The organism is Sphingobium sp. RSMS (genome assembly GCF_005406185.4).
Lineage (GTDB): Bacteria > Pseudomonadota > Alphaproteobacteria > Sphingomonadales > Sphingomonadaceae > Sphingobium > Sphingobium fuliginis.
Window position 1 is genome coordinate 1,337,023 of sequence record NZ_CM191257.1, and the last position, 22,894, is coordinate 1,359,916.

At 64.6% G+C, this 22,894-nt stretch carries 18 protein-coding genes; 7 read left to right on the forward strand and 11 right to left on the reverse strand.

Annotated elements, in window-relative coordinates; genetic code table 11:
- The first annotated feature begins 75 nt into the window (after window positions 1-75).
- Window positions 76-1,248 (forward strand): carboxynorspermidine decarboxylase, encoded by a 1,173-nt coding sequence (locus EGM87_RS06200; protein ID WP_044662364.1) that lies wholly within the window; start codon window positions 76-78, stop codon window positions 1,246-1,248.
- A 148-nt stretch (window positions 1,249-1,396) separates the two neighbouring features.
- On the forward strand, window positions 1,397-2,590 hold the full coding sequence (locus EGM87_RS06205; protein WP_044662365.1) for a type III PLP-dependent enzyme: 1,194 nt from the start codon (window positions 1,397-1,399) through the stop codon (window positions 2,588-2,590).
- Window positions 2,591-2,664: 74 nt separating this feature from the next.
- Here EGM87_RS06205 and EGM87_RS06210 read toward each other — a convergent pair whose 3' ends face one another.
- The 7 genes from EGM87_RS06210 to EGM87_RS06240 are packed head-to-tail and all read right to left on the reverse strand — an operon-like array spanning window position 2,665 to window position 10,545.
- A complete protein-coding gene (locus EGM87_RS06210) occupies window positions 2,665-3,870 on the reverse strand; it encodes a class I SAM-dependent RNA methyltransferase (protein ID WP_044662366.1) in 1,206 nt (401 codons plus the stop codon).
- Window positions 3,867-5,261 carry an NAD(P)H-hydrate dehydratase gene (locus EGM87_RS06215; protein WP_084694385.1) on the reverse strand — a complete coding sequence of 465 codons (1,395 nt, stop codon included), beginning with the start codon at window positions 5,259-5,261 and terminating at the stop codon, window positions 3,867-3,869. The genes EGM87_RS06210 and EGM87_RS06215 overlap by 4 nt, the downstream gene beginning before the upstream one ends.
- Window positions 5,261-5,620, reverse strand: coding sequence for a hypothetical protein (locus EGM87_RS06220; protein ID WP_044663160.1), 360 nt, complete (start codon window positions 5,618-5,620; stop codon window positions 5,261-5,263). Before EGM87_RS06220 ends, EGM87_RS06215 begins: the two co-directional genes overlap by 1 nt.
- A gap of 19 nt (window positions 5,621-5,639) precedes the next feature.
- On the reverse strand, window positions 5,640-6,356 hold the full coding sequence (locus tag EGM87_RS06225) for an N-formylglutamate amidohydrolase (RefSeq protein ID WP_044662367.1): 717 nt from the start codon (window positions 6,354-6,356) through the stop codon (window positions 5,640-5,642).
- The gene (locus tag EGM87_RS06230; protein WP_044662368.1) at window positions 6,353-7,252 is read right to left on the reverse strand and encodes a 4-(cytidine 5'-diphospho)-2-C-methyl-D-erythritol kinase; all 900 of its coding nucleotides are present in this window, start codon (window positions 7,250-7,252) and stop codon (window positions 6,353-6,355) included. Before EGM87_RS06230 ends, EGM87_RS06225 begins: the two co-directional genes overlap by 4 nt.
- Window positions 7,239-8,861 (reverse strand): tetratricopeptide repeat protein, encoded by a 1,623-nt coding sequence (locus tag EGM87_RS06235; protein WP_044662369.1) that lies wholly within the window; start codon window positions 8,859-8,861, stop codon window positions 7,239-7,241. Before EGM87_RS06235 ends, EGM87_RS06230 begins: the two co-directional genes overlap by 14 nt.
- A gap of 31 nt (window positions 8,862-8,892) precedes the next feature.
- Window positions 8,893-10,545 (reverse strand): electron transfer flavoprotein-ubiquinone oxidoreductase, encoded by a 1,653-nt coding sequence (locus tag EGM87_RS06240; protein WP_044662370.1) that lies wholly within the window; start codon window positions 10,543-10,545, stop codon window positions 8,893-8,895.
- Window positions 10,546-10,673: 128 nt separating this feature from the next.
- On the opposite strand from EGM87_RS06240, the gene EGM87_RS06245 reads away from it, so the two are divergent.
- Genes EGM87_RS06245 through moaB form a run of 3 tightly spaced genes read left to right on the forward strand, consistent with a single transcriptional unit; the run spans window position 10,674 to window position 13,713 of the window.
- The gene (locus tag EGM87_RS06245; RefSeq protein ID WP_044662371.1) at window positions 10,674-11,390 is read left to right on the forward strand and encodes a uracil-DNA glycosylase family protein; all 717 of its coding nucleotides are present in this window, start codon (window positions 10,674-10,676) and stop codon (window positions 11,388-11,390) included.
- Window positions 11,387-13,186, forward strand: coding sequence for a lytic transglycosylase domain-containing protein (locus EGM87_RS06250; protein ID WP_044662372.1), 1,800 nt, complete (start codon window positions 11,387-11,389; stop codon window positions 13,184-13,186). Before EGM87_RS06245 ends, EGM87_RS06250 begins: the two co-directional genes overlap by 4 nt.
- Entirely contained in the window at window positions 13,186-13,713 is a 528-nt protein-coding gene (gene moaB, locus EGM87_RS06255) for a molybdenum cofactor biosynthesis protein B (RefSeq protein ID WP_044662373.1), read from the forward strand. Before EGM87_RS06250 ends, moaB begins: the two co-directional genes overlap by 1 nt.
- Before the next feature lie 22 nt (window positions 13,714-13,735).
- Here the strand turns inward: moaB and EGM87_RS06260 are convergent, their stop codons facing one another.
- Window positions 13,736-14,245 carry a YbjN domain-containing protein gene (locus tag EGM87_RS06260; RefSeq protein WP_044662374.1) on the reverse strand — a complete coding sequence of 170 codons (510 nt, stop codon included), beginning with the start codon at window positions 14,243-14,245 and terminating at the stop codon, window positions 13,736-13,738.
- An 83-nt stretch (window positions 14,246-14,328) separates the two neighbouring features.
- On the opposite strand from EGM87_RS06260, the gene EGM87_RS06265 reads away from it, so the two are divergent.
- Window positions 14,329-15,396: a PA0069 family radical SAM protein gene (locus EGM87_RS06265; RefSeq protein ID WP_044662375.1), complete on the forward strand. Its 1,068-nt coding sequence runs from the start codon at window positions 14,329-14,331 to the stop codon at window positions 15,394-15,396.
- Window positions 15,397-15,481: 85 nt separating this feature from the next.
- On the opposite strand, the gene dnaE is transcribed toward EGM87_RS06265, so the two are convergent.
- The gene (gene dnaE / locus EGM87_RS06270) at window positions 15,482-19,018 is read right to left on the reverse strand and encodes a DNA polymerase III subunit alpha (protein ID WP_044662376.1); all 3,537 of its coding nucleotides are present in this window, start codon (window positions 19,016-19,018) and stop codon (window positions 15,482-15,484) included.
- 128 nt (window positions 19,019-19,146) lie between these two features.
- Between dnaE and EGM87_RS06275 the strand changes: the two genes are divergently transcribed.
- A complete protein-coding gene (locus tag EGM87_RS06275; protein WP_044662377.1) occupies window positions 19,147-20,955 on the forward strand; it encodes a diguanylate cyclase in 1,809 nt (602 codons plus the stop codon).
- Here the strand turns inward: EGM87_RS06275 and EGM87_RS06280 are convergent.
- Window positions 20,941-21,630, reverse strand: a complete 690-nt coding sequence (locus EGM87_RS06280; protein ID WP_025547415.1) for an ABC transporter ATP-binding protein — start codon at window positions 21,628-21,630, stop codon at window positions 20,941-20,943. The genes EGM87_RS06275 and EGM87_RS06280 overlap by 15 nt on opposite strands.
- On the reverse strand, window positions 21,623-22,873 hold the full coding sequence (locus EGM87_RS06285; RefSeq protein WP_044662378.1) for a lipoprotein-releasing ABC transporter permease subunit: 1,251 nt from the start codon (window positions 22,871-22,873) through the stop codon (window positions 21,623-21,625). Before EGM87_RS06285 ends, EGM87_RS06280 begins: the two co-directional genes overlap by 8 nt.
- Between the last annotated feature and the right edge of the window lie 21 nt (window positions 22,874-22,894).

Sequence of the window (22,894 nt, forward strand, 5' to 3'; positions counted from 1 at the left end):
GAGCCTGTCGAAGCCCCTTACTTTTCTTCAAAGTAAGCCGCACCTCAACAGGCTCAGGGCGGCGTGGATGAACCGATGGAAACCAAAGCCGGCGATCCCGCCGCCTTCGCCCATTTCGACCTGCGCCGCGTCCCTTCGCCCGCCTTCGTGGTGGACGAGGCCGCGGTGCGCCGCAACCTGTCGGTCCTGCGCGACATCCGCGACCGCGCGGGGATCAGGGTGCTGGGTGCGCTCAAGGCCTTCTCCATGTGGTCGCTTGGGGGCGTGATCGGCGAATATCTCGACGGCGTCTGCGCCTCGGGCATATATGAAGCGCGCCTCGGCCGGGAAGAATATCGCGGCGAAGTCGCCACCTATTGCGCCGCCTACAAGCCTGAAGATCTGGCCGAAATCCTCAGGATTTCGGACCATGTCATCTTCAACAGCCCCGGCCAGATCGCCCGCCTGCGCCCGGTCATCGACGATGCCCGGATGAACGGTGTGAACTTCGACATCGGCCTGCGCCTCAACCCCCTCCATGCGGAGGGGGAGGTGCCCAAATATGACCCGTCCCAACCGCACAGCCGCCTCGGCTTTCCCATCGACCAGCTGCGCCCCGAACATCTGGAGGGCGTCGACGGCCTCCACATCCACAATCTGTGCGAACAGGATTTCCTGCCGCTTCAGCGTACCTGGGCCGCCATCGAATCCCGCGTCATGCCCCATGTCGGCCGCCTCAAATGGCTGAACTTCGGCGGCGGACATCATGTCACGCGCGCGGATTACCAGATCGACGACCTGATCGCCTTCCTCCAGGCGATAAAAGCGCAAACCGGCCTCGAACTCTATATCGAGCCGGGCGAGGCGATGGCGCTGGACGCGGGCATATTGGTCGGCGAAATCCTCGACGTGATCGACAACGGCATGCCCGTGGCAATCACCGACATCTCCGCCACCTGCCACATGCCCGACGTGATCGAGGCGCCCTACCGCCCGGCCATGCTGCATGAGGAAGCGGACGGCCCCGTCACCCGACTCGGTGGTCCATCCTGCCTCGCCGGGGACATCATAGGGGACTATCGAGTCCCGGGCGGCGCGACTCCGGGGCGGCGGATCGCCTTCCTCGACCAGGCCCATTATTCGATGGTAAAGACCAACACATTCAACGGCGTGCCGCTGCCGGCCATCTGGCTGTGGAACTCGGAAACCGACGAACTCAAGCAAATCCGCGAGTTTTCCTACCAGGATTTCAAGTCCCGTCTCTCCTGACGCACATTTCATAGCCGGTCGCGCAACAAAATTTACGCATGCGCTTTACAGGGGGACCCCTGCCGCATATATCGCCCTTCCGCTGCCCCATGGGACTTCCACCGCAAGGCAGCTTCTTTGCCAACGACTACCCTGGAGGTCCCTTGAGTTGCACAAGCATCATAGCGCGCTGGGGGTAGCGACCGCCCTCAAACCGGCAGCACCGGTAACGCTGATCCGTCCCCAGGCTGCGGCCCGGGCCGCCCGATTCTTCTCTGAGAAGTTTCCGGGGCGCTCGCTCTATGCAGTCAAGGCGAATCCGTCTCCCGATCTGATCCGCACCCTCTTCGCTTCCGGCATCACGCATTTCGACGTGGCGTCCATTGCGGAGGTGCGCCTGGTGGCGGAGACGCTGCAGGGCGAAGGCAAGCTTTGCTTCATGCACCCGGTCAAGGCCGAGGAAGCGATTGCAGAGGCCTATCACATCCATGGCGTGCGCACCTTCTCGCTCGACACGCTGGACGAGCTGGCGAAGATCATGCGCGCCACGAATGATGCGACCGATCTTGAACTGTGCGTGCGCCTGCGCGTTTCCTCCGAACATTCGGAACTCAGCCTTGCGTCCAAATTCGGCGCGGAACTGGGCGAGACCCGCGAACTGCTGATGGCGACCCGCCAGGCGGCCGATGCGCTGGGCATCTGCTTCCATGTCGGCAGCCAGGCGATGAGCCCGCAGGCCTATAGCGACGCCATCGAACGCGTGCGCGCCGCCATTGTCGACGCGGCTGTCACGGTCGACATCATCGATGTCGGCGGCGGCTTCCCGTCCATCTATCCCGGCATGGAGCCGGTCGCGCTCGAAAATTATTTCGACGCGATCCACCGCGGTTTCGAGAGCCTGCCGATCAGCTATTCGGCCGAACTATGGTGCGAGCCCGGCCGCGCCCTTTCCGCCGAATACAGTTCGGTCGTCGTGCGCGTCGAACGCCGCCGCGGCACGGAACTCTATATCAACGACGGCGCCTATGGCGCGCTGTTCGACGCGGCGCATATCGGCTGGCGCTTCCCTGTGGCCCTGCTGCGCGAGGAAGAGAGCGAGGCGGAACTGACCGGCTTCTCCTTCTATGGCCCCACCTGCGACGACATGGACCATATGGTCGGCCCCTTCATGCTGCCGGACGACGTGCAGGCGGGCGACTATATCGAAATCGGGATGCTCGGCGCCTATGGCGCTGCGATGCGCACCGGCTTCAACGGCTTCACATCCGAAGCCGTGGTGGAGGTGGAGGATGAGCCGATGGCTAGCCTCTATGTCGATGCGATTCCGGTCCGCCGTCGCGCAACTGTCATCAAGCTGGGGTAGAGGCTTGGGCCTCCCCCTTGAGGAGAGGATGCAAGGCCCCTCGCCGCACTCCCCCGCGGCGAGGGGCTAATCTTTCAGCGCCGGAAGATGCCGACCAGTTCCACATGGGTGGACCAGCGGAACTGCCCCACCGGCCGAACCCGCTCCAGCCGATAGCCGCCGGCGATCAGATGCGCGGCATCCCGCGCGAAACTGGCAGGGTTGCACGAAATATAGGCGATCACCGGCACCCGCGATGCGGCGAGCTGCATCGCCTGCTCGCGCGCCCCTGCGCGCGGCGGATCGATGACAATCCCCGCGAACCGGTCAATCTCCGCAGGCGTCAGCGGTCGCCTGAACAGATCGCGATGATCCGCCACCATGCGCCGCCGCGCCCTATTCGCCGCCGATTGGAGGGAGAGGACAAGATCACGCGCCGCCTCCGCCGCATAGACGGGCCGCTCATCCCCCAAAGCCAGGGCGAATGTGCCAAGCCCGCAAAAGAGATCCGCAACGGCGCCCTCCGCCGGCATGGCGGCCTGCGCTTCCCGCGCCAGCGCGGCTTCGCCATCGGGGGTCGCCTGAAGAAATGCGAAGGGCGGAAAGGCAACCGGCACGCCGCCGAAGCGGACCGTGACCGGCTCCGGTTCCCACCGCGTCTGCGGACCCTCCCCTTCATCGATGGTCAGGCGAGCCAGCCCATGGTCCTGCGCAAAAGTTAGAAGCGCCTCGTCGGCGGCAAGCCCCTCGATCCGCACGCCCTCCAGCAAAAGGTCGACGCCCTGATCGGTCAGCGACATGCGGACATGCGCAGCGCGCTTCTCGGGCAGGATGACCGCGCACAGGCTCCTCAGCGGCGCCACCAGCGCGAACAGCCGGGGATCGAGGATCTCGCACATCGCGAGGTCGACCAGCATATGGCTGCCCGATTCGGCAAAGCCGATGACGACCTTCCGCCCCTGCCTGCTCGCGCGCAGCGATGCACGGCGACGGACCTTCGGCGGCGAGATATGCGGCGGCAGAAGCATGCCGGGTTCCACGCCCTGCCCTGCCAGGGCTCCTGCAACGCGCGCCGTCACGAACTCCGCGTAGCTCGCATCGTCGATATGCTGCAACTCGCATCCGCCGCAGGTCGGAAAGTGAACGCATGGCGCGTCGACATGATGCGGCCCCTGCAATATGCCGCCGTCCGCCGCAATCCTGTCTCCAGGCGCGGTCAACGGAACATGGCGGCCAAGGGCGGTCACGCCATCGCCCTTCGCGGCGATGCGGACGATGATGTCGGTATCAGGGTCGGTCACAGGCGGGAGGCGATAGCCGCTGGCAGCTCCGCAAGCAAATCGTCCGCGATGAACGCCGCGCCCGCCCGCCTCGCCGCCTCTCCATGCAGCCACAGCGCTTCACATGCCGCCTGGAATCCGTCCCCCGTGACAGCGAGCCGAGCAGCGACCAGCCCCGCCAGAACATCGCCCGTCCCCGCCGTCGACAGCCAGGATGAACCCGGCGGCGAAAGGACAGCGCGCCCATCCGGCGAGGCGACAATGCTGTCGCTTCCCTTGTAGATCAGCGTCGCGCGCGTCCGCTTCGCCGCCTCCAGCGCCCGTTCCACCTTGCTGCCCGGCAGATTTCCGAACAGGCGGACAAATTCGCCTTCATGGGGCGTCAGGACCGAGCCCTGCGGAATGGCGTCCACCCCCTCTTCTCCCAGCAAGACCAGCGCATCGGCGTCCAGAACGAGCGGATGCCCGGCGGCAAGTACGGCTTTCCACCGATCCGAAGCCTCGCTCCCACGTCCCAGTCCCGGCCCTACCAATATGGCCCTGAACCGATCGTCGTTCAGCGAACGCGCTACATCCCCCGCCTTATCGGCCTGCTGCGTAACGATGGCGCCCGGCCCCAAGTGCACCGAACCCTGCACCAGATGCCGAACCATGCCCGATCCCGCGCGTGCCGCGGCCTGGCTGGCGAGCAGTCCGGCGCCTGCCATTTCGCCGCCCACCACGGCAACCAATCCCCGGCTATATTTATGCGCCTCGGGGGCCGGCGGATGCAATTGCGGCGGCGCCAGCCGGTGAATCTTCGCGCCGGACGCATCAATGCCGATGTCGGCACAAACCAGCCGCCGCCAGCATCCTGCGGCCGGTTGCAACATATGCGCCGGCTTTAGCGCACCTAGGGCAATGCAGACGCCCATGTCAGGCACATCGGAAAGCAGTTCGCCCCTATCCGTCTGCACGCCGCTCGGCAGGTCCACGGCATAGCTGAAGCTCGCCTGTTCGGTAAGGGCGCGCAGCTTCGCCGCGATCGCCCCGTCCAGCCCACGAGAGAGGCCGGTCCCGAACAGCGCGTCCACGATCTGCGTCGCCGGCGCCGCGTCCAGGAAAGCTTCGACGGGGCCACCCCATGCCTCCCGCGCCTTCATGCTAGAATCCGTTCGGCTTTCGCCAAGGGCGGCGACGCGCACCGGCACGCCTCGCGCCCGAAGGAGCCGCGCGATCACGAAGCCGTCGCCGCCATTATTGCCGGGACCGCAGAGGACCAGCAAATCACGCTTTCCACCTGCCCGCCAGATGATCTCCGCAGCGGCGGCCCCCGCGCGCTCCATCAGCATATATTCGGGGATGCCGGCTGCGATCACGGCCTGCTCCGCCCGCCGCATCTCGGCCGCCGTCAGGATCGCATGCATCCGCATCATTTCTTCCCTTCGGAGAAGCGGGCCGGAAGGCGATAGCGGTCCTGCCCGACGCTCAACGCGATTGCCCCCTTGCCGGCGACCTGAATACCGGCCTGTTCCGCCCCGTCCGCCGGCGCGATTCCGCGTCCGTCATGGACTATCCGGAAGCGCCGGAAGCCGCCGTCCGCATGGCGCACCGTCAGCATCTTCCCATCCCGCTCGACCGCACAATCCTCGCTCCACTCCGCGCCCGGTCCGATTGCGCAGAAAATTATTTCCCGCCCTTTCCCCGCAAGTTCGCCGGACTCCGGGCGAGGGCTGCATCCGGCCAGCGCCAGACACAGAAGCGCATCTTGCATCAACGAGCGGGATTTCATCATTCCTGCCCGCTGCCCGTCATGCGAGCCGGCTGCGGCATTCGAGAACCACCGGAGCCAATATTGCGGCAAATCGCCTTTGCCCTTCCGCATCGCCGACCAGATCCTGCCGCATCTCTATGCCCAGATAGGGAATGCCGTTCCTCTCCGCATGACGGTTCATCGTGGCGTTCAGCACCTTGCCCGAATAGGGCAGTTGGTCACCCACCTTGAGCCCCGCCGCCTCCAACATGGGAATGGCGATCCGCGCGGCCCTGTCATCCTGGTTGTAGAGCACGCCGATGTCCCAGGGCCGCTTCTGATCGGGATCGCTGGCGAGGCGCGGCGTGAAGCTGTGGACGGACAGGATGAACGGCGAAGCCATGCCGTCCAGCAGCCGCGCGACATGATGATGATAGGGGTGGTGGAACCGCATCATCCGGTCGGCGAGGTCGGCATGGCGGTTTCCCGCAATGGCATGGCCATCGCTCATGACGGGCAGCAGGCCGGGTGCATCCTCTTCCCGGTTGAGGTCGATGACGAGGCGCGAAACGCCGCCGAGCACCGCCGTGCAGCCCAGTTGCCGCGCCAGCAGCGTGCTGACCTCCGCCACGCCGATGTCTATGGCGATATGATCGCTCAGCAAGGCGGCATCGATCCCAAGATCAATGTCCGCCGGAACATGCGCCGAGGCATGATCGGCAATGATCAGGATGTTGAGGTCGCCTCCATCGATCTGTGTGAAAGCCTCGCTCATGCCGCCCTGATCCTCGTTTCCGCGACCCACCATCCGTTCCAACCAGCGCGCAAGGCTGCCGCCGCCTCCGCCATCTGCCGATCCGTATCGAAGAGGGCGAAGCAGGTCGCGCCCGACCCGGACATGCGGACAAGGCGCGATCCGGCGCAGGCTCCCAGCGCCGCCAGTACATCCGCGACGACCGGCGCTGCCGCCATGGCGGCCTGCTCCAGGTCGTTGCGCCCCTCGCTGATCAACTGTTCCAGCCCCTCTGCCGCAAGCGGACCCCGGTCTAGTCGATCCCAAAGTCCGAAGACTTCCGCGGTCGACAGGGCGACGCCGGGATTGACGAGCAGGATCGGCATGGCGGTAAGGCCTTCGACAGCCTGGGGCTGCAATAGCTCGCCGCGTCCACGCACCATTTGCGGGATGCTGCCGATGCAGGCGGGAACGTCCGATCCCAATGACAGGGCGATGCGCTCCAGAGCCTGCGGAGCCATCGGCGCATTCCAGAGCCTGGTCAGCAAACGCAGCGCAGCCGCGGCATCGGCGGAACCGCCGCCAATGCCCGAGGCGACAGGCAATATCTTGGTCAGCCTCAGATCGGCGCCGGGACTTCCCCCCAGATGGGCCTGCAACGCGCGGGCGGCCTTCACCACCAGATTGTCCGGGCCGCCATCCAGCAAGGGGCCGAACGGGCCATCCATCTCCAGCCTGATTTCTCCGTCCGCGCGGATGCGGCCCGTCAGCCGGTCGCCCAACTCGGCGAAGACGAACAGGCTCTCCAGCGCATGATAGCCGTCTGCCCGCTTGCCCCGGACATGGAGCGCCAGATTGATCTTGGCAAAGGCGGTTTCGACCAGTTCGCCCGCGTCCACGGGGCGGGCGGCGACATCCTCCGCTTCAACGTGCGGCATATTCCGGCTTCATCCCCTCTTTCGTCTTGGCGGCCAGTCGCTGCGCCGTCTCTCCCTCAGCAAAGACGGCCGCGGCGCGCCAGGCATAGCGCGCCTCATATCGTCGTCCGGCTGCCCAGAGCGCATCGCCCAGATGTTCGTTGATGGTCGCGTCTGAGGGTGCGCCCGCCGCTGCCCGCTCCAATATCGGCACGGCGGCATCGATGTCGCCGGTCACGAACTGCGCCCAGCCCAGGGAGTCGGTGATCGATGCATCCTGCGGCTTCAGCGCGCTCGCCTTCTTCAGCAATTCCAGCGCCGCATCCATGTTCTGCCGCCGCTCGATCTGCGCATAGCCCAGATAATTGAGTATGGCGGGTTCGTTCGGCGCCAGCCTGGCCGCCCTCTCCAGCACCGCCCTCGCCTCGTCCCATTGCGCGCCCTGTTCCAACGCGCTGCCTTCGAACAGCAGCAGCGCCCAGGGAACAGCATCGTCCGAATAGCCTGCCTGCGCCGCGCGGAAGGCCGATGCGGCCGCCCGGTAATCCTTTTCCTGCATCAGCAACTGACCCAGCCGGACATGGCGTTCGGGCTCCGCATTGGGGACGGCTGCGAGCGCATGGGCAAGGGTGATCGCCTCCGGCCGCTGGCCCGCCGCCGCCAATGCCTCGACCAGTTCGGCCTGCCCCAGCGCGCCGTACCAGCCGGCGCCGGGGACCTTGCGGGCTTCCTCGACCGCATAGGCCGCATAGCCGCCCCGGCTCAGCAAATCGGCGGCGACGATGCGGGGCGCGGCCCCGGCAGGATCGGCAAAGGCGGCGATGCGCGCAAGCCTGATCCCCAGCGACCCCGTGCTGCCGTCCGAGGATATGTCGGCTGCCAGCCGGGTAAGCAGCCGGGCGAACCCCTGCCCCGCCGTCAGGGCCTTGCCATGGAACGAAAGCGCCTTGCCCCTGGCAATATCCTCGCGGGCCTGCGCGAAATTGGCGTGGGTTTCGGGCAGAAGCGCCAGCGCATCCGCCCTGGCGCCCCGCGCCGCCAATTGTCCGGCGAAGAGCAGCCGCAGTTCGTCCGCCTCCGCGGTCCGCAATGCAAGCGCCTGGTTGATCGATGGCCGGGCAGTCTGAAGGTCGCCGTTACGCAGCGCCTGCAGCGCCAGATGTTCGTCCAGATAACGTTTCGCGAGGGAGGCGAAACGATCCGTGGGATCGATGACGGGCGCCGCATAGCGCCCCTCCCCCACCGATATCCAGCTGCGCATGATCGGCGCCAGAAAGGCGAAATTGCCTTCCGCCACCATGCGGTCGACGATCAGCCTTGCACCTGCCCAATCCTTCCGGTTCAGCGCATCCGCGATCTGGAGCAGAGTGCCGTCGCGCGGCAGGATTCCGTCGCTTTCCAGTACGGCGGCGGAGCGCAGCGCCAGCCCCATATCGCCGCTGATCACCGCCTGGAAATAGGATCGGCGTGCAACCTCCAGACTGGCGGGATCGCCCGCCAGCGCTTGCCGGTAGCTGGTCAGCGCAAGGCCGGGAGCGCCGTCGTCATCGGCCAGGCGCCCCCGCATATAGGCATGCAATGCGCTGCCGGGGTCCACCGATGCGCCCGCCGCGGCGGGCAGCACCAGCATGATTGCAGCAAATGCCTGTTGAGGTAGGCGCCTACATGTTCGGATAGTTCGGTCCTCCACCGCCCTCGGGCACCACCCAGTTGATGTTCTGGGTCGGGTCCTTGATGTCGCACGTCTTGCAGTGGACGCAGTTCTGCGCATTGATCTGGAAGCGGGGTTCGCCTTCTTCCAGCCCGACCACTTCATAGACGCCCGCCGGACAATAGCGTTGCGCCGGCTCGTCATAAAGGGGCAGGTTGTAGGAAATCGGGATGGACGGGTCCTTGAGCTGGAGATGGACCGGCTGATCCTCCTCATGATTGGTGTTGCTGAGGAACACCGACGACAGCCGGTCGAAGCTGATCACGCCATCGGGCTTGGGATAGTCGATCTTCCTCGACACGTCCTTGCGCCACAGCTTCTCCGCATCGGGCTTGTGCTTCATCGTGAAGGGCAGGCCGATCTTCAGCGTGCGCATCCACATGTCGATGCCCGCCAGCACCGTGCCGATGGTGTTGCCGAACTTCGACAGCAGCGGCTCGGCATTCTTGACCAGTTGCAGTTCGGTCGCGATCCAGCTCGACCGCAGATTGGCCTCATAATCGTCCAGCACATCGCTCGACCGTTCGGCCCGGATCGCAGCGAAGGCCGCTTCCGCCGCCAGCATGCCCGACTTCATCGCGGTATGCGTACCCTTGATGCGGGGCACGTTGACGAAGCCCGCCGAGCAACCGATCAACGCGCCGCCCGGGAAGGCGAGCTTGGGGATCGACTGCCAGCCGCCCTCGTTGATCGCCCGCGCGCCATAGGAGACGCGACGGCCGCCCTCCAGATATTTGCGGATTTCCGGATGCTGCTTCCAGCGCTGGAATTCCTCGAACGGGTAGAGATAGGGGTTGCGATAGCCCAGCCCCACGACGAAGCCCAGCGCCACCTGCCCATTGGCCTGGTGGTAGAGGAAGCCGCCGCCATAGGCGTCGGTCAGCGGCCAGCCCTGGGTATGGATGACGAGGCCGGGCTTGTGCTTGGCGGGATCGATGTCCCACAATTCCTTCATGCCCAGGCCATAGACCTGCGGCTCGCTGTCGGCATCTAGCGCGAACTGGCGCTTCAATATCTTGGTGAGATGGCCCCGCGCGCCCTCCGCAAAGAAGGTGTAGCGCGCATGCAGTTCCAGCCCAGGTTGATAGTCAGGCTTGCGATTGCCCTCCCGGTCGATACCCATGTCGCCGGTCGCGACGCCCTTCACCGACCCGTCCTCATTGTAGAGGATTTCCGCCGCCGCGAAGCCGGGGAAGATTTCGACGCCCAGCCCCTCGGCTTGTTCGGCCAGCCAGCGGCAGAGATTGCCCAGCGATCCGGTATAGGTGCCCTTGTTGTGCATCCAGCCCGGCGTCATGATGTGCGGCATGCTCATCTTGCCGCCCTTGCTGAGGAACCAGTGCTGATTGTCCGTCACCGGCACTTCGGCCATCGGGCAGCCCATGTCGCGCCATTCGGGGAACAACTCATCCAGCGCCTTGGGATCGACCACCGCGCCCGACAGGATATGGGCGCCGATTTCCGAGCCCTTTTCCAGCACGCAAACCGACAATTCCTGCCCAGCCTCGTTCGCGAGTTGCTTCAGCCTGATGGCCGAAGACAGCCCCGCCGGTCCCCCGCCGACGATGACGATGTCATAGGGCATCGAATCCCGTTCGCTCATATTCCCTCCATTTCGTCGACGCCGCCGGTTTTCCTTCCTGATCCGGTCGCCGCGCTACCCAAACGTTTTGCCACTGAGCGCGATGAAGAAACTTGACCACGGCGTCAACCTCTGGCCCAAGACAATCGATGCGGGGATTATTGCAGGAAAATCTGGCGGAGACCGCCAATGCCTATATGGCGTGGTGGAGGCTGGCCGGCGTGGATTGCGCCATCGGGGAGGAACCGACCAACTGGTTGCGCCCCGTTCAGGAGCCGCCGCGAAAGCGGATCGCCGCGTCCGACGATGCTCCCGCCCAGGCGAAGCCCCAGTCTTTCGACTCCTTCCTGACTTGGCTTGCGGAGGACGCCGCCCAGCCGGAGCGGCGCTGGCCGGGCGCCGCGCTGATGCCCGCAGGGCCCGTCAACGCACCTCTCATGGTCATCACCGACATGCCCGATCCCGCAGACATCGGGGCAGGAGCCCTGCTCAGCGAGCGTGCGGGTCAATTGTTCGATGCCATGTTGCGGACGATCGGCCTCAAGCGGCAGGACATCCATCTGGGGTCGCTCTTCCTGTCGCGTCCGCCGGGCGCGATGGTGGAGGCGTCGGACCTGGCGGCCGCCGCAGCGCGCATGCGCACACATGTGATGCTTGCCTCCCCCCGAAGATTATTGTTGTTGGGCGACCGGACGATCCGCACCCTTCTGCCAACGCCGGAGACAGGTTTACGGAATTTTAACCATGATGGCGGCACCTTACCCGCCTTCGCCACATTTCACCCGCGTTTGCTGCTTGGCCAACCCGCAGCAAAGGCAGAATGTTGGCGTGTGCTGCAAGGTCTGATCGAGGAAATGACTGAGTGATTCGCGCAACCACCCTTTCATCATGCCTGGCAGCGCTGGCTTTCGCCGCGACGGCCATGCCGGCAAACGCCGACACGGCGGTTACTGTTCCCGCGATTGCCAGGGAATTGCCCTCATCGCCTCTCCAGCTGAGCGAGGCCGACAAGGGCCGGTACAGCGCCATTTACGCCGCCTTGCGGGACCAGAAATGGATGGATGCGAAGGCGATGATCGGCGCGCTGGACGCACAGGACGCTTTCCGCCCGGTCGCCCTGGCCGAACTCTACCTCGCAAGGAATTCCCCCAGGGTCGAGCTGTTCGAACTGCTCGACCTCATCAACAAGGCGCCATGGCTGGACAAGGCCGATCAGCTTTCCCGGCTGGCGCAGAAGCGTGGCGCCACGATCCTGCCCGCCCTGCCCCAGGTGCAGAAGATGGTCTGGCTGGGTGGCGCGCCCCGCCGCGAATATGTGTCGGCGGTGAAGACCGATGCGCTGGCTCAGGCACTGGTCGGTCAAATCCAGCCCTTCATCAAGAATGACGATCCGGCCGGCGCCGAAGCCCTGCTTTCCACCGGTGAGGCGGGGCTGACGCCGGAGGGCCTGACCGAAGTGCGGCAGCGCATCGCCTGGGCCTATTATATCGAAAGCGACGACGCCAACGCCCGGCGCATGGCGGCGAAGGCCCTTGAAGGCCGCAGCGGCGGCGATTGGGCTGTTCAGGCCTATTGGACCACCGGCCTTGCGGCCTGGCGCCAGAATGACTGCCGGGCCGCTGCGCCTGCTTTCGGCAATGTCGCGACGCTGGCCGGCAATAGCGACATGCGCGCAGCAGGCGCCTATTGGGCGGCGCGCGCCTATATGGTGTGCGGAGAACCGGAGCGGGTCGAAGCCCTGCTGAAGACCGCTGCGCGCTCGGAAGAGAGCTTCTACGGCCTGCTCGCCCGCGAAACGCTGGCCGTGCCCTTGGGCGGCGCGCCTGCCGCACCTCGCTTCGGCGCTACGGAATGGCAGCAGCTCAAGGACAGCCCTAATGTGCGGGCGGCCGTCACCCTGTCAGCCATTGGTGAAACGGCACGAGCGGACCAGATCCTGCGCTATCAGGCGAAGATCGGCGGGACCGGCCAATATGATGCGCTGATCCGGCTGGCGGGCGCGCTGAGCCTGCCGGAAACCCAGCTCTGGCTCGCTCATAACGGTCCTGCGGGCAAGCAGCCGGGCAGTTTCGCGCGCTTCCCCGCGCCCGATTGGCGGCCGGATGGTGGATGGCGGGTCGACCCGGCGCTGATCTATGCCCATGCGCTCCAGGAATCCGGTTTCCGCCGGGATGTCGTGAGCAGCGCAGGCGCGCGCGGACTGATGCAGGTGCTGCCCAGCACGGGCAGCCTGATGGGGCTTTCCGCGTCCGATCAACTGTTCGTGCCGTCGACCAATATGGAATATGGCCAGCGCTACCTCGAAAATCTGCGCGACATGGGCGCGACCGGCGGGCTGCTGCCCAAGGTGATGGCCGCCTATAATGCCGGGCCGATGCCCGTCGAGCGTTGGAACAGCGAAGTGAAGGACAATGGCGACCCGCTGCTGTTCATCGAATCCCTGCCCTATTACGAAACGCGCGCCTATGTGAACATCGTGATGCGCAACTATTGGATGTATCAGATCCAGGCGAAGGGCAGTGCGGAATCGCTGGCCGGCATGGCGCAGGGACTTTGGCCGACCTTTCCGGGAACGAAGGGCACGCGCCTGGTGCGCCTGGCTCCCAGGAAGCCGATGGCCAGCGCAAGCATCGCCGCCAGTATTGCCGGCGGTTCCGACTGATGCCGATCGACGAAGGCCGGCCCTTCCTGCCGGTTCGGATTGCATTGCTGACAGTGTCGGACAGCCGCACGGCCGCCGACGACAGGTCGGGCGACATTCTGGCGGATCGCATTGCCGCCGCCGGCCATGTCCTGGCCGACCGTCATATCGAGCGGGACGAACGCTCGGCCATCGTCGCGCGTCTGCATGGCTGGATCGACGATCCGCAGATCGACTGCATCATCACGACAGGCGGAACGGGAGTCACGGGCCGCGACGTCACCCCGGAGGCTTTGGCGCAGGTGCAGGACAAGGAAATTCCGGGCTTTGGAGAGTTGTTCCGCTGGCTCAGCTATCAAAGCATCGGCACGTCCACCATCCAGTCGCGGGCGACCGCCTGCGTCGCACGGGGCACCTATATCTTCGCGCTGCCTGGATCGACGGGCGCGGTGAAGGATGCCTGGGACGGCATCCTCGTCAGCCAACTCGACAATCGTTTCCGGCCCTGCAATTTCGTGGAACTCATGCCGCGCCTGACCGAACGCTGAGACATCGCCACAATTTGCGGCCTCATTTGGTCGGCGCAGGGTTTTCCTTGAAGAATTTGCTGGCCTCACCCAGCATGACCGTCCACCAGTCGATCACATCCGCGAAATTCTTCTGGTTAAGCCCGCCGACGGTCGTCACGTCATAGGCGACCGCCAGCGATCCGTCGTCCCAGACGGACATCTGCGCGAACCTCTTGTCCTTGTTCCATTTATTGGCAAGCTCCGGCGTATTGCCGCCGTCATCCTCAAAGCTCACCTGAAATTGCAGCGACCCGCAATGCCGCGTCTGCTCGCATTCATAGAAGAAGATCGAGTAATCATAGCCGCTCGCCGCGCTTTCGATCTTCGGATTGCCGGTCTGCTTGCTCTTGCCCAACAGCGCCTTGTATCCGGCGGCCTGAAGCGCCTGCACCACGGTTTGCGGATCGCTCGCGCATATCAGGCCCGCACCGCAGGCCCCAGCGTCGGCAGCCAGGCCGGGCGTTGCCAAAGCCGCCATCCACAAACCTGCCACGGCGATGATCTTCCGCATGATGTCCCCCTTTTCGAATGGGCTTCAGATGAACCGGCGGATACGGCCTTGTCAATATGTTCCCTTTATGTTCTAATTCCGAGATGGCGGTTGAGAAAGGCAGAGGTGCGACGGTAAACGGCGAAAGCCGGCGTTTCAACATGCCCGAACGAACGTCCGACGGCGATTGGCTGGATGCCCTGGCCGACATTGACGGCGTCCCGCCGCGGCGGCGTACGGAGGTGACGGTAGAAAGCCCTCGAACCATCATCAGCCGCAACAACTCTCCCGACATTGCCTTCAGCCAGTCGATCAACGCCTATCGGGGCTGCGAACATGGCTGCATCTATTGCTTCGCCCGTCCGACCCATGCCTATCACGACCTGTCGCCCGGCCTGGATTTCGAAACCCGGCTGTTTGCCAAGCCCGACGCGGCAACGTTGCTTCGCAAGGAGCTTTCCAAGAAATCCCATCAGGTCAACCCGATCGCGATGGGCACCAATACCGATCCCTATCAGCCGATCGAACGGGACTGGAGGATCACCAGACAATGCCTTGAAATATTGTGGGAATGCCGTCATCCGGTCTATATCACGACCAAATCCGACCGGATATTGCGCGACATCGACCTGCTGACCTGCATGGCGCGGGAAAGGCTGGTCGCGGTGATGATTTCGGTGACCTCGCTGAATCCCGCCACGGCCAGAACGCTGGAACCGCGCGCGCCGCATCCGCTTCGCCGGGTGGAGGCGATCCGGCGGTTGGCGGATGCGGGCATACCGGTCGTCGCCAGCATATCGCCCATAGTTCCCGCTATCACCGATCATGAGATAGAGGATATTGTCGCTCGCGTCGCATCGGCTGGCGCACGGGACGCCAGCTATATTCCCGTCCGCCTGCCCCATGAAGTCGCCCCGCTGTTCCGCGCCTGGCTGGAAGAACATTATCCCGACCGCGCGGCCAAGGTGATGGCAATCATCCATGACATAAGGGGCGGTCGCGACAATGACGCGAATTTCGGCAGCCGGATGCGCGGGCAGGGAGTATGGGCCGACCTGATCCGCACGCGCTTTCAAAAGGCACGTAAACGGGCGGGCTTCACTGGAGAACGGGTGACTCTGCGCACCGATCTGTTCCGAAGGCCGGAGGGTGACCAGATGAGCCTATTCTAGGGGTTCAGGCTCCAGATCGAGCTTCGGAACTGGGGTTCCTGCACATGGCGACGGTGAGGGCAAGCTGTCCTCGACCGGAGGAAGCTCAACCAGCCACCAAGCGCAAGCCCGAACGCCGATTGCGTGCGCGATAGCCGTCCGCTTTGGCTTCCATCCGTTCGAACGACCCAATGCGCAGGCCGGCAATCGTCGCGATGCTGTCGACCTGGTCCGCACCGATCAGATAATCGTCGCCCAGGAACAGCCGCGCCGCCTTGCCTCCCCCCACGGGCGCACGCAGGAAGACTTCGCTCCGTCCTCCCTTCGCGCGCGCCAGAAGCTGCGCCAACGTCCCGATTGCGGCTGCATCGCTCACATCGACCACCAGTTCCATGCGGGAACTATTGGCCAATTGGCGGAAAGGTTCCACCCCGCGGACCGTCACCCGCGGCGTTTCTTCGCCCGGCAAGCGGTCCAGTTCAACCATCAGCAACGCGCAATCGCCTTCGCGCGCCATATCCTCGATAGCCTTGCAGGCATCCTCATCGAAGCAGCTTGCCTGAAACTGACCGCTGCTGTCGGAGAATGTTGCGGCGGCATAGCGCGCACCGCGCTTGGTTTCACGCCAGCGCACATCCTCAACCATGGCCGCCATCACGCCGGTGGCACGTCCGCCCTCCGCCACCGGTTCGGCGCAAATCGCGCCATAGCTTTTCGCGCCGCGCGCCTCTGCCAGATGGCGGTAGCGGTCCACCGGATGCGCGGAGAAATAGAAGCCGAAGGCATCCTTTTCCTGCGCCATGCGGTCCGCCGTCGACCAGGTCTGGTGCGGCGGGATGCGGACATCCGCATGCGGCGTTTCGACATCTCCGAACAGACCGCCCTGACCGCTTTCCCTTGCCTCCGCAGCGCTGGAGGCGACGCTGAGGATCGTTTCCGCCGCTGCATGGACGCCGGCCCGGTCGGCATGCACGCCGTCGAAGGCGCCAGCCGCCGCCAGGCTTTCCAATTGCCGCCGGTTGAGCAGACGCGGCTCGATCCGGTCGGCAAAATCGTCCAGCGACTTGAACGGGCCGCCAACCTCCCGCTCGGCCACAAGCTGTTCCATCGCCTTCTCGCCCACGCCTTTCAGCCCGCCCAGCGCATAGCGCACGGCAAAGCCCAGGCGCGGGTCGTCGCCTTCATATTGGACCGGCTCGACCGAAAAATCCGCCAGGCTGCGGTTGATGTCCGGCGCCAGGCAGCTCAGCCCCATGCGCCGCATGTCGTCCACGAACACGGTCAGCTTGTCCGTCAGGTGGATGTCGAAGGCCATGGACGCGGCATAGAATTCCGCCGGATAATGCGCCTTCAGCCAGGCGGTCTGATAGGCAAGCAGAGCATAGGCGGCGGCGTGCGACTTGTTGAAGCCATAGCCCGCGAACTTGTCGATCAAGTCGAACAGATCGTTCGCCTTGCCCGCCGCGATGCCGCTGTTCGCGCACCCCTCGACGAAGCGGGCGCGTTGCGCATCCATCTCCGCCTTGATCTTCTTGCCCATGGCGCGGCGCAGAAGGTCGGCATCGCCCAGCGAATAGCCCGCCAATATCTGCGCGGCCTGCATCACCTGTTCCTGATAGACGAAGATGCCATAGGTCTCTTCCAGGATCGGTTTCAGCAATATATGTGGATATTCAATCTCTTCCTGACCGTTCTTGCGACGGCCGAACATCGGGATGTTATCCATCGGCCCAGGGCGGTAGAGCGACACCAGCGCGATGATGTCCCCGAAATTGGTTGGACGCACGGCGGCCAGCGTCTTGCGCATGCCCTCCGATTCCAACTGGAACACGCCGACCGTATCGCCCCGCTGGAGCAGTTCATAGACCGCCGGATCGTCCCAGCCGAGCGAATTGAGGTCGACCTCCACCCCCCGGCCCGCAAGCAGTTGCACCGCCTTCTGCAAGACGGACAGCGTCTTGAGGCCAAGGAAGTCGAACTTCACCAGCCCCGCGCCCTCGACATATTTCATGTCGAACTGCGTCACCGGCATGTCGGAGCGCGGATCGCGATAGAGCGGCACCAGTTGCGACAGCGGCCTGTCGCCGATCACCACGCCCGCCGCATGGGTGGAGCTGTGGCGCGGAAAGCCCTCCAGCTTCATCGCATAGTCGATCAGTCGCCTGACCTGCGCGTCATTGTCATATTCCGCCCTGAACTCCGCCACGCCGTTCAGCGAGCGTTCCAGCGTCCAGGGATCGGTCGGATGGTTGGGCACCAGCTTGGCCAGGCGGTCGACCTGCCCATAGCTCATCTGCAGGACGCGGCCCGTGTCCTTCAGAACGGCGCGCGCCTTCAGCTTTCCGAAGGTGATGATCTGCGCGACATGGTCCGTGCCATATTTCTGCTGGACGTAGCGGATCACCTCGCCTCGCCGGGTTTCACAGAAGTCGATGTCGAAGTCCGGCATGGAGACGCGTTCCGGGTTCAGGAAGCGCTCGAACAGCAATCCCAGTTGCAGCGGGTCCAGATCGGTGATCGTCAGCGCCCAGGCGACGACCGATCCAGCGCCCGAACCACGTCCCGGCCCCACCGGAATGTCATGATCCTTCGCCCATTTGATGAAGTCGGCCACGATCAGGAAGTAGCCCGGAAATCCCATCTGGATGATGATGTCGGCTTCGAACCGCAGCCGGTCGAAATAGGGCTTTCGCGCTTCCTCGTCGGTGATGCCGGCCTTGGCCAGCCGGGCTTCCAGCCCTGCCGTCGCCTGCTCGCGCAGCATCTTCGCCTCGCCCTCTATGTCGCCGGCCAGGCTGGGGAGGATGGGCTTGCGCTTGGGGGCGGCAATGGCGCAGCGCTGGGCGACCACCAGCGTATTGGCGAGCGCTTCGGGCAAATCCTCGAACAGCCGCCTCATCTCCGCCGCCGGTTTCATCCAGGCGTCCGGCGAACTGGTGCGACGGTCGGGCGTCTCGACATAGGCGCTGTCGGCAATGCAGAGCATCACGTCATGCGCTTCGTGGAAATGCGGCTCGGCAAAGCAGGTCGGGTTGGTCGCCACCAGAGGCAGGTCGCGGGCATAGGCAAGGTCGAGCAGTTCCGGTTCCGCCTTCCCTTCGATGGGGTCGAAACGGCGGCAGATTTCGATATAGAGCCTTCCGGGAAACAGCGCTTCCAGCCGACTGGCATAGGCCAGCGCAGCAGCAGGCTGATCCTCGGCGAAGAGCCGCGCCAGCGCGCCTTCCCCTCCGGCGGTCAAGGCGATCAGGCCATCGGTCCGCCCCTCCAGCATGTTTAGGCTGATATGCGGCACCTCTTCGACGGGCCGGTCGAGATGCGCCATGGATACCAGCGCACAGAGATTGTCATAGCCGACCGCATCCTGCGCATAGAGGGCGATCCAGTCGTGCACGGGCGCCGCATTGGCCGGGCGGTCGGGGCGCGAAATGCCGATCATCGCGCCGATGATCGGCTGCACCCCCTCCCCCTTGCAGGCGTCGGAAAAGGCCATGGAGCCATACAGGCCGTTACGGTCGGTGATGGCCGCGGCGGGAAAGCCCAGAGCCCTGGCCTGCTTCGCGATCTTCTTGGGGTCGATCGCCCCCTCCAGCATGGTGAAGGATGAAAAGACGCGAAGGGGGACGAAACCGGCATGAGGCATGACCTCATCTAGGCATTCCCACCGATTCGGCGCCAGCCCCCGGACGCAGAAAGTCGTGGGTAAAATTGCACCGTCACTGGCCGATGGTTAACACATCTCCAACTATTGAGTTCTAGCCTGAGCGGATCATGCGTCTATCCACCATCACCAACTATGCCTATGGCGCCACCGTGGCCCTTACCCTCGCTTCGGGGGCGGTCATGCTGATGGCCTCCAGCGCGGAAGAAAAGGAGCGGGCCGCCGTCGAGCAGCGGGCCGTGTTCGACCAGATGACCGCCACGCTGGAGGAAGACACCTATCGGCTGACCGAGCAGGCGCGCGCCTATGTGATTACGGGCGATCCGTCGCATATCATCGCCTATCGGCGGGAGAAGGCGGCGCTCCGCTCTGTCGAGCAGCGTATCCTGCATCTGCGCGACCGGGGGGCAAGCATCAGCGAACTGGCGGCGTTGCGGCAGGGGTTGCACTGGGCCGACGCGCTGACCGATGAGCAGGAAGCCGCCATCAACGCCGCCGAAAAGGGAGACCGGGAGACCGCGCGCACCATAGTCTTCGGGGACGAATATGGCCGGGAACTCGATCGCGTCGCCGCCCAGATCGGCAAGTTCCAGTATATGCTGGATCAGCGGGCGGAAAACACCGTCCAGCAGGCGACCGAAGCGGCCCGGCAGTGGCGCATCATGTCGGAAATCATGCTGGGTGCTACCGCCCTGCTGTTCCTGTGCGTGCTCTACTTCATCCTGAAGCAGCGCATATTGCGTCCGGTTGTGAGGCTGAGCGATGTTGTGACGCGCCTTGCCGCGCAGGACTACGCCGCTGTGCCGCCCGACTTTCCCCAGGTGGACGAGATTGGCGACATGGCGCAGGCCATCCGCATTTTCCGGGAAAACGGCCTGGAAAGGCAAAGGCTGGAGCAGGAACGCGATGCGGACCGGATCACGCGCGACCAGCTTTCCCGCATGACGCAACGCCTGCAGGGATGCGACAGCACCAGCGATCTGGTCGAGGTCGTCCGGCGTTTCGCGCCTGAGATCGCGCCGGGTTTTGCCGGGCGGCTCTACATTCACGACACGCGCCGCAACATGATGGTGCAGGCCTGCGACTGGCTGTCGCCCCGGCAGTCGGGCGGCGATTTTACGCCCGCCACCTGTTGGGCGCTGCGGCGGGGGCAGATTCACAAGCCGGCCGGCGATCTGGTCGACATTCCCTGCGAGCATCTGACGGGAAATGCGCAGGTCCGCACCATCTGCATACCGCTGACGGCGCAGGGGGAGAGCATCGGCCTGCTCTATGTCGAGCAGCCCGAGGATCGTACCGCCGACCAGATCGGCCGCACCGAGAAATATCTGGAGATGCTGGCGGAAAATATCGGCCTGGCTCTTGCCAATCTGCGGCTGCGCGATGCGTTGCGGCAGATGGCCATGGCCGATCCGCTGACCGGGCTGGCCAATCGTCGCCGCTTCGATGCGGTGTTCAACGAACAGGTGGCCCATGCCGAAAGCGCCCTGACGCCGCTGGCCTGCCTGATGGTCGACATCGATCATTTCAAGCGGTTCAACGACGCCCATGGCCATGATGCGGGCGATGCCGTGCTGCGCGCCGTGGGCGGCGTGCTGGACGAAGCGTTGCGGGAAAAGGATTGCGCTTTCCGTCTGGGCGGGGAGGAGTTCGTGCTGTTGATGCCCGGCTTCGCGCAGGATCAGGCCATCGACCGCGCCATTCAGGTGCAGCAGAAATTGCAGGAACTGCGAGTCGAGCATCGGGGCGAAGAACTGGGGCCGATCACAGCCTCCTTCGGCCTTGCCGTCTTCCCCGACCATGGCAGGGCGGAAACACTGGTCCGGACGGCGGACGCCGCGCTGCTTCGGGCGAAGAATCAGGGAAGGAACCAGATCGTCATCGCGACGGTCCGGGATGCGGCGTCACATTCCGCCTGAACTTTCCTCCAGCAGTCCTTCATGAAGGCGGACAACCCGGTCCATCTTCTCCGCCAGTCTTTCATTATGCGTCGCCACCAGCGCGGCGGAACCTTCCTCGCGCACCAGCCGCAGGAATTCGGCCAGCACGACGTCGGCGGTCCGCTCGTCCAGATTGCCGGTGGGCTCGTCCGCAAGGACCAGCGCAGGCCGGTTGGCGAGCGCCCGCGCCACGGCCACGCGCTGCTGCTCGCCGCCGGAAAGCTGGCTGGGCCGATGTTCCAGCCGATGGCCAAGCCCCAATGACCCGAGCAGGGATTCGGCGCGAGCGCGGGCCGTTGCCATCTCCTCATCGCGGATCACCTGCGGCAGGATGACATTCTCCACCGCATTGAAGTCGGGAAGCAGATGGTGGAATTGATAGACGAAGCCCAGCGCATCCCTGCGAAGCCGCGTCCGTCCGTCATTGTCGAGCTTCGCCGCTTCCTCGCCCGCGATGCGGATCGATCCGTCGAAGCCGCCCTCCAACAGTCCTACCGCCTGGAGCAGCGTCGATTTCCCCGATCCCGACGGACCGAGCAACGCCACGATTTCTCCCGGCGCCACCGACAACTCGACACCGCGCAACACCTCTATGGTGACGCCGCCCTGGGTGAAGCTGCGCTTGAGGCCTGCGACCTTCAATATCTCATTCATAACGCAGCACCTGCACAGGATCGGTATTGGCGGCCTTGAACGCGGGATAGAGCGTCGCCAGGAAGCTGAAGATCAACGCCATCAGGCAGATGATGGCGATCTCCACCGGATCGGGCTTGGCCGGTAATTCGGTGAGGAAGCGGATCGACGGGTCCCAGAGATTCTGCCCCGTCATGAACTGGATCGCGTTCACCACGCTCTGACGGAAGAACAGGAAGGTGAAGCCCAGCACCATGCCCGCCGCCATGCCCAGCGCGCCGATCGTCACGCCCACGGTCATGAATATCTTCACCAGCCCGGCCCGGCTCGCACCCATGGTCCGCAGGATGGCGATGTCGCGCGTCTTCGCGCGCACCAGCATGATGAGCGAGGAGAGGATGTTGAAAACCGCCACCAGCACGATGATCGACAGCACGACGAACATGGCGACGCGCTCGACCGCCAGCGCCTCGAACAGCGAGGCATTCATCTGCCGCCAGTCGGTGACGATCGCGCGGCCCGCGACCTTGCCGGCCAAGGGTTCCAATATGGCGGCCACCTGGTCGGCGTTGACGGTCTCCACCTCGATCATGCTGACGACATCGCCCAACAGCAGCAATGTCTGGGCGTCCTCCACCGGCATGACGACGAAGGCCTTGTCATAATCGTAGATGCCGACCTCGAAAATGGCGGCCACTTGATAGGATACCTGCCGCGGCACCGTGCCGAAGGGCGTCGAACGGCCCGCGGGATTGATGATGGTAAGGCTGTCGCCCAACTGGATTCCCAGATTTTCCGCCAGCCGCGACCCTATCGCCACCTTGCCGCCATTGGGGGTCAGCGCGCTCAGGCTGCCGGCCACGACCTTCGCCTTCAGCGTTGCATTGTTGCGGATGTCGTTCACCGTCATGCCGCGCACCAGCACCGCTTCCACCCGCCCCTGAAAGCTGCCCAGCAGGGGCTGCTCGATCAATGGCGTGGCGCTGGTCACGCCGGGCGTCGCCTTCGCCTCCCTCAACACCGCCTTCCAGTCCGGCAGGCGTCCGCCATAGCCCTGGACGACGGCATGACCGTTAAGGCCCACGATCTTGTCGAACAGTTCGGCGCGAAAGCCGTTCATCACGCTCATCACGATGATCAGCGCCGCCACCCCCAGCATCACGGCGGCCAGGCTGATGCCGGCAACCAGGAATATGAACCCCTCCCCCTTGCCGGGCAGCAGGTAACGCTTGGCAATCATGCGTTCGTATCGGGATAGAATCATGACGGCGCGAATGGCCTCTCG

What these genes read in the sequence shown, in the direction of transcription:
- EGM87_RS06225 (WP_044662367.1), bottom strand. Translation starts at nt 6,356, where the DNA reads ATGAGCGAGGCTTTCACACAGATCGATGGAGGCGACCTCAACATCCTG.
- EGM87_RS06280 (WP_025547415.1), bottom strand. Translation starts at nt 21,630, where the DNA reads ATGAATGAGATATTGAAGGTCGCAGGCCTCAAGCGCAGCTTCACCCAG.
- EGM87_RS06285 (WP_044662378.1), bottom strand. Translation starts at nt 22,873, where the DNA reads ATGATTCTATCCCGATACGAACGCATGATTGCCAAGCGTTACCTGCTG.
- EGM87_RS06275 (WP_044662377.1), top strand. Translation starts at nt 19,147, where the DNA reads ATGCGTCTATCCACCATCACCAACTATGCCTATGGCGCCACCGTGGCC.
- EGM87_RS06230 (WP_044662368.1), bottom strand. Translation starts at nt 7,252, where the DNA reads ATGCCGCACGTTGAAGCGGAGGATGTCGCCGCCCGCCCCGTGGACGCG.
- EGM87_RS06260 (WP_044662374.1), bottom strand. Translation starts at nt 14,245, where the DNA reads ATGCGGAAGATCATCGCCGTGGCAGGTTTGTGGATGGCGGCTTTGGCA.
- EGM87_RS06220 (WP_044663160.1), bottom strand. Translation starts at nt 5,620, where the DNA reads ATGAAATCCCGCTCGTTGATGCAAGATGCGCTTCTGTGTCTGGCGCTG.
- EGM87_RS06200 (WP_044662364.1), top strand. Translation starts at nt 76, where the DNA reads ATGGAAACCAAAGCCGGCGATCCCGCCGCCTTCGCCCATTTCGACCTG.
- EGM87_RS06265 (WP_044662375.1), top strand. Translation starts at nt 14,329, where the DNA reads ATGGCGGTTGAGAAAGGCAGAGGTGCGACGGTAAACGGCGAAAGCCGG.
- EGM87_RS06235 (WP_044662369.1), bottom strand. Translation starts at nt 8,861, where the DNA reads ATGCTGGTGCTGCCCGCCGCGGCGGGCGCATCGGTGGACCCCGGCAGC.
- EGM87_RS06215 (WP_084694385.1), bottom strand. Translation starts at nt 5,261, where the DNA reads ATGCGGATGCATGCGATCCTGACGGCGGCCGAGATGCGGCGGGCGGAG.
- moaB (WP_044662373.1), top strand. Translation starts at nt 13,186, where the DNA reads ATGCCGATCGACGAAGGCCGGCCCTTCCTGCCGGTTCGGATTGCATTG.
- EGM87_RS06240 (WP_044662370.1), bottom strand. Translation starts at nt 10,545, where the DNA reads ATGAGCGAACGGGATTCGATGCCCTATGACATCGTCATCGTCGGCGGG.
- EGM87_RS06245 (WP_044662371.1), top strand. Translation starts at nt 10,674, where the DNA reads ATGCGGGGATTATTGCAGGAAAATCTGGCGGAGACCGCCAATGCCTAT.
- dnaE (WP_044662376.1), bottom strand. Translation starts at nt 19,018, where the DNA reads ATGCCTCATGCCGGTTTCGTCCCCCTTCGCGTCTTTTCATCCTTCACC.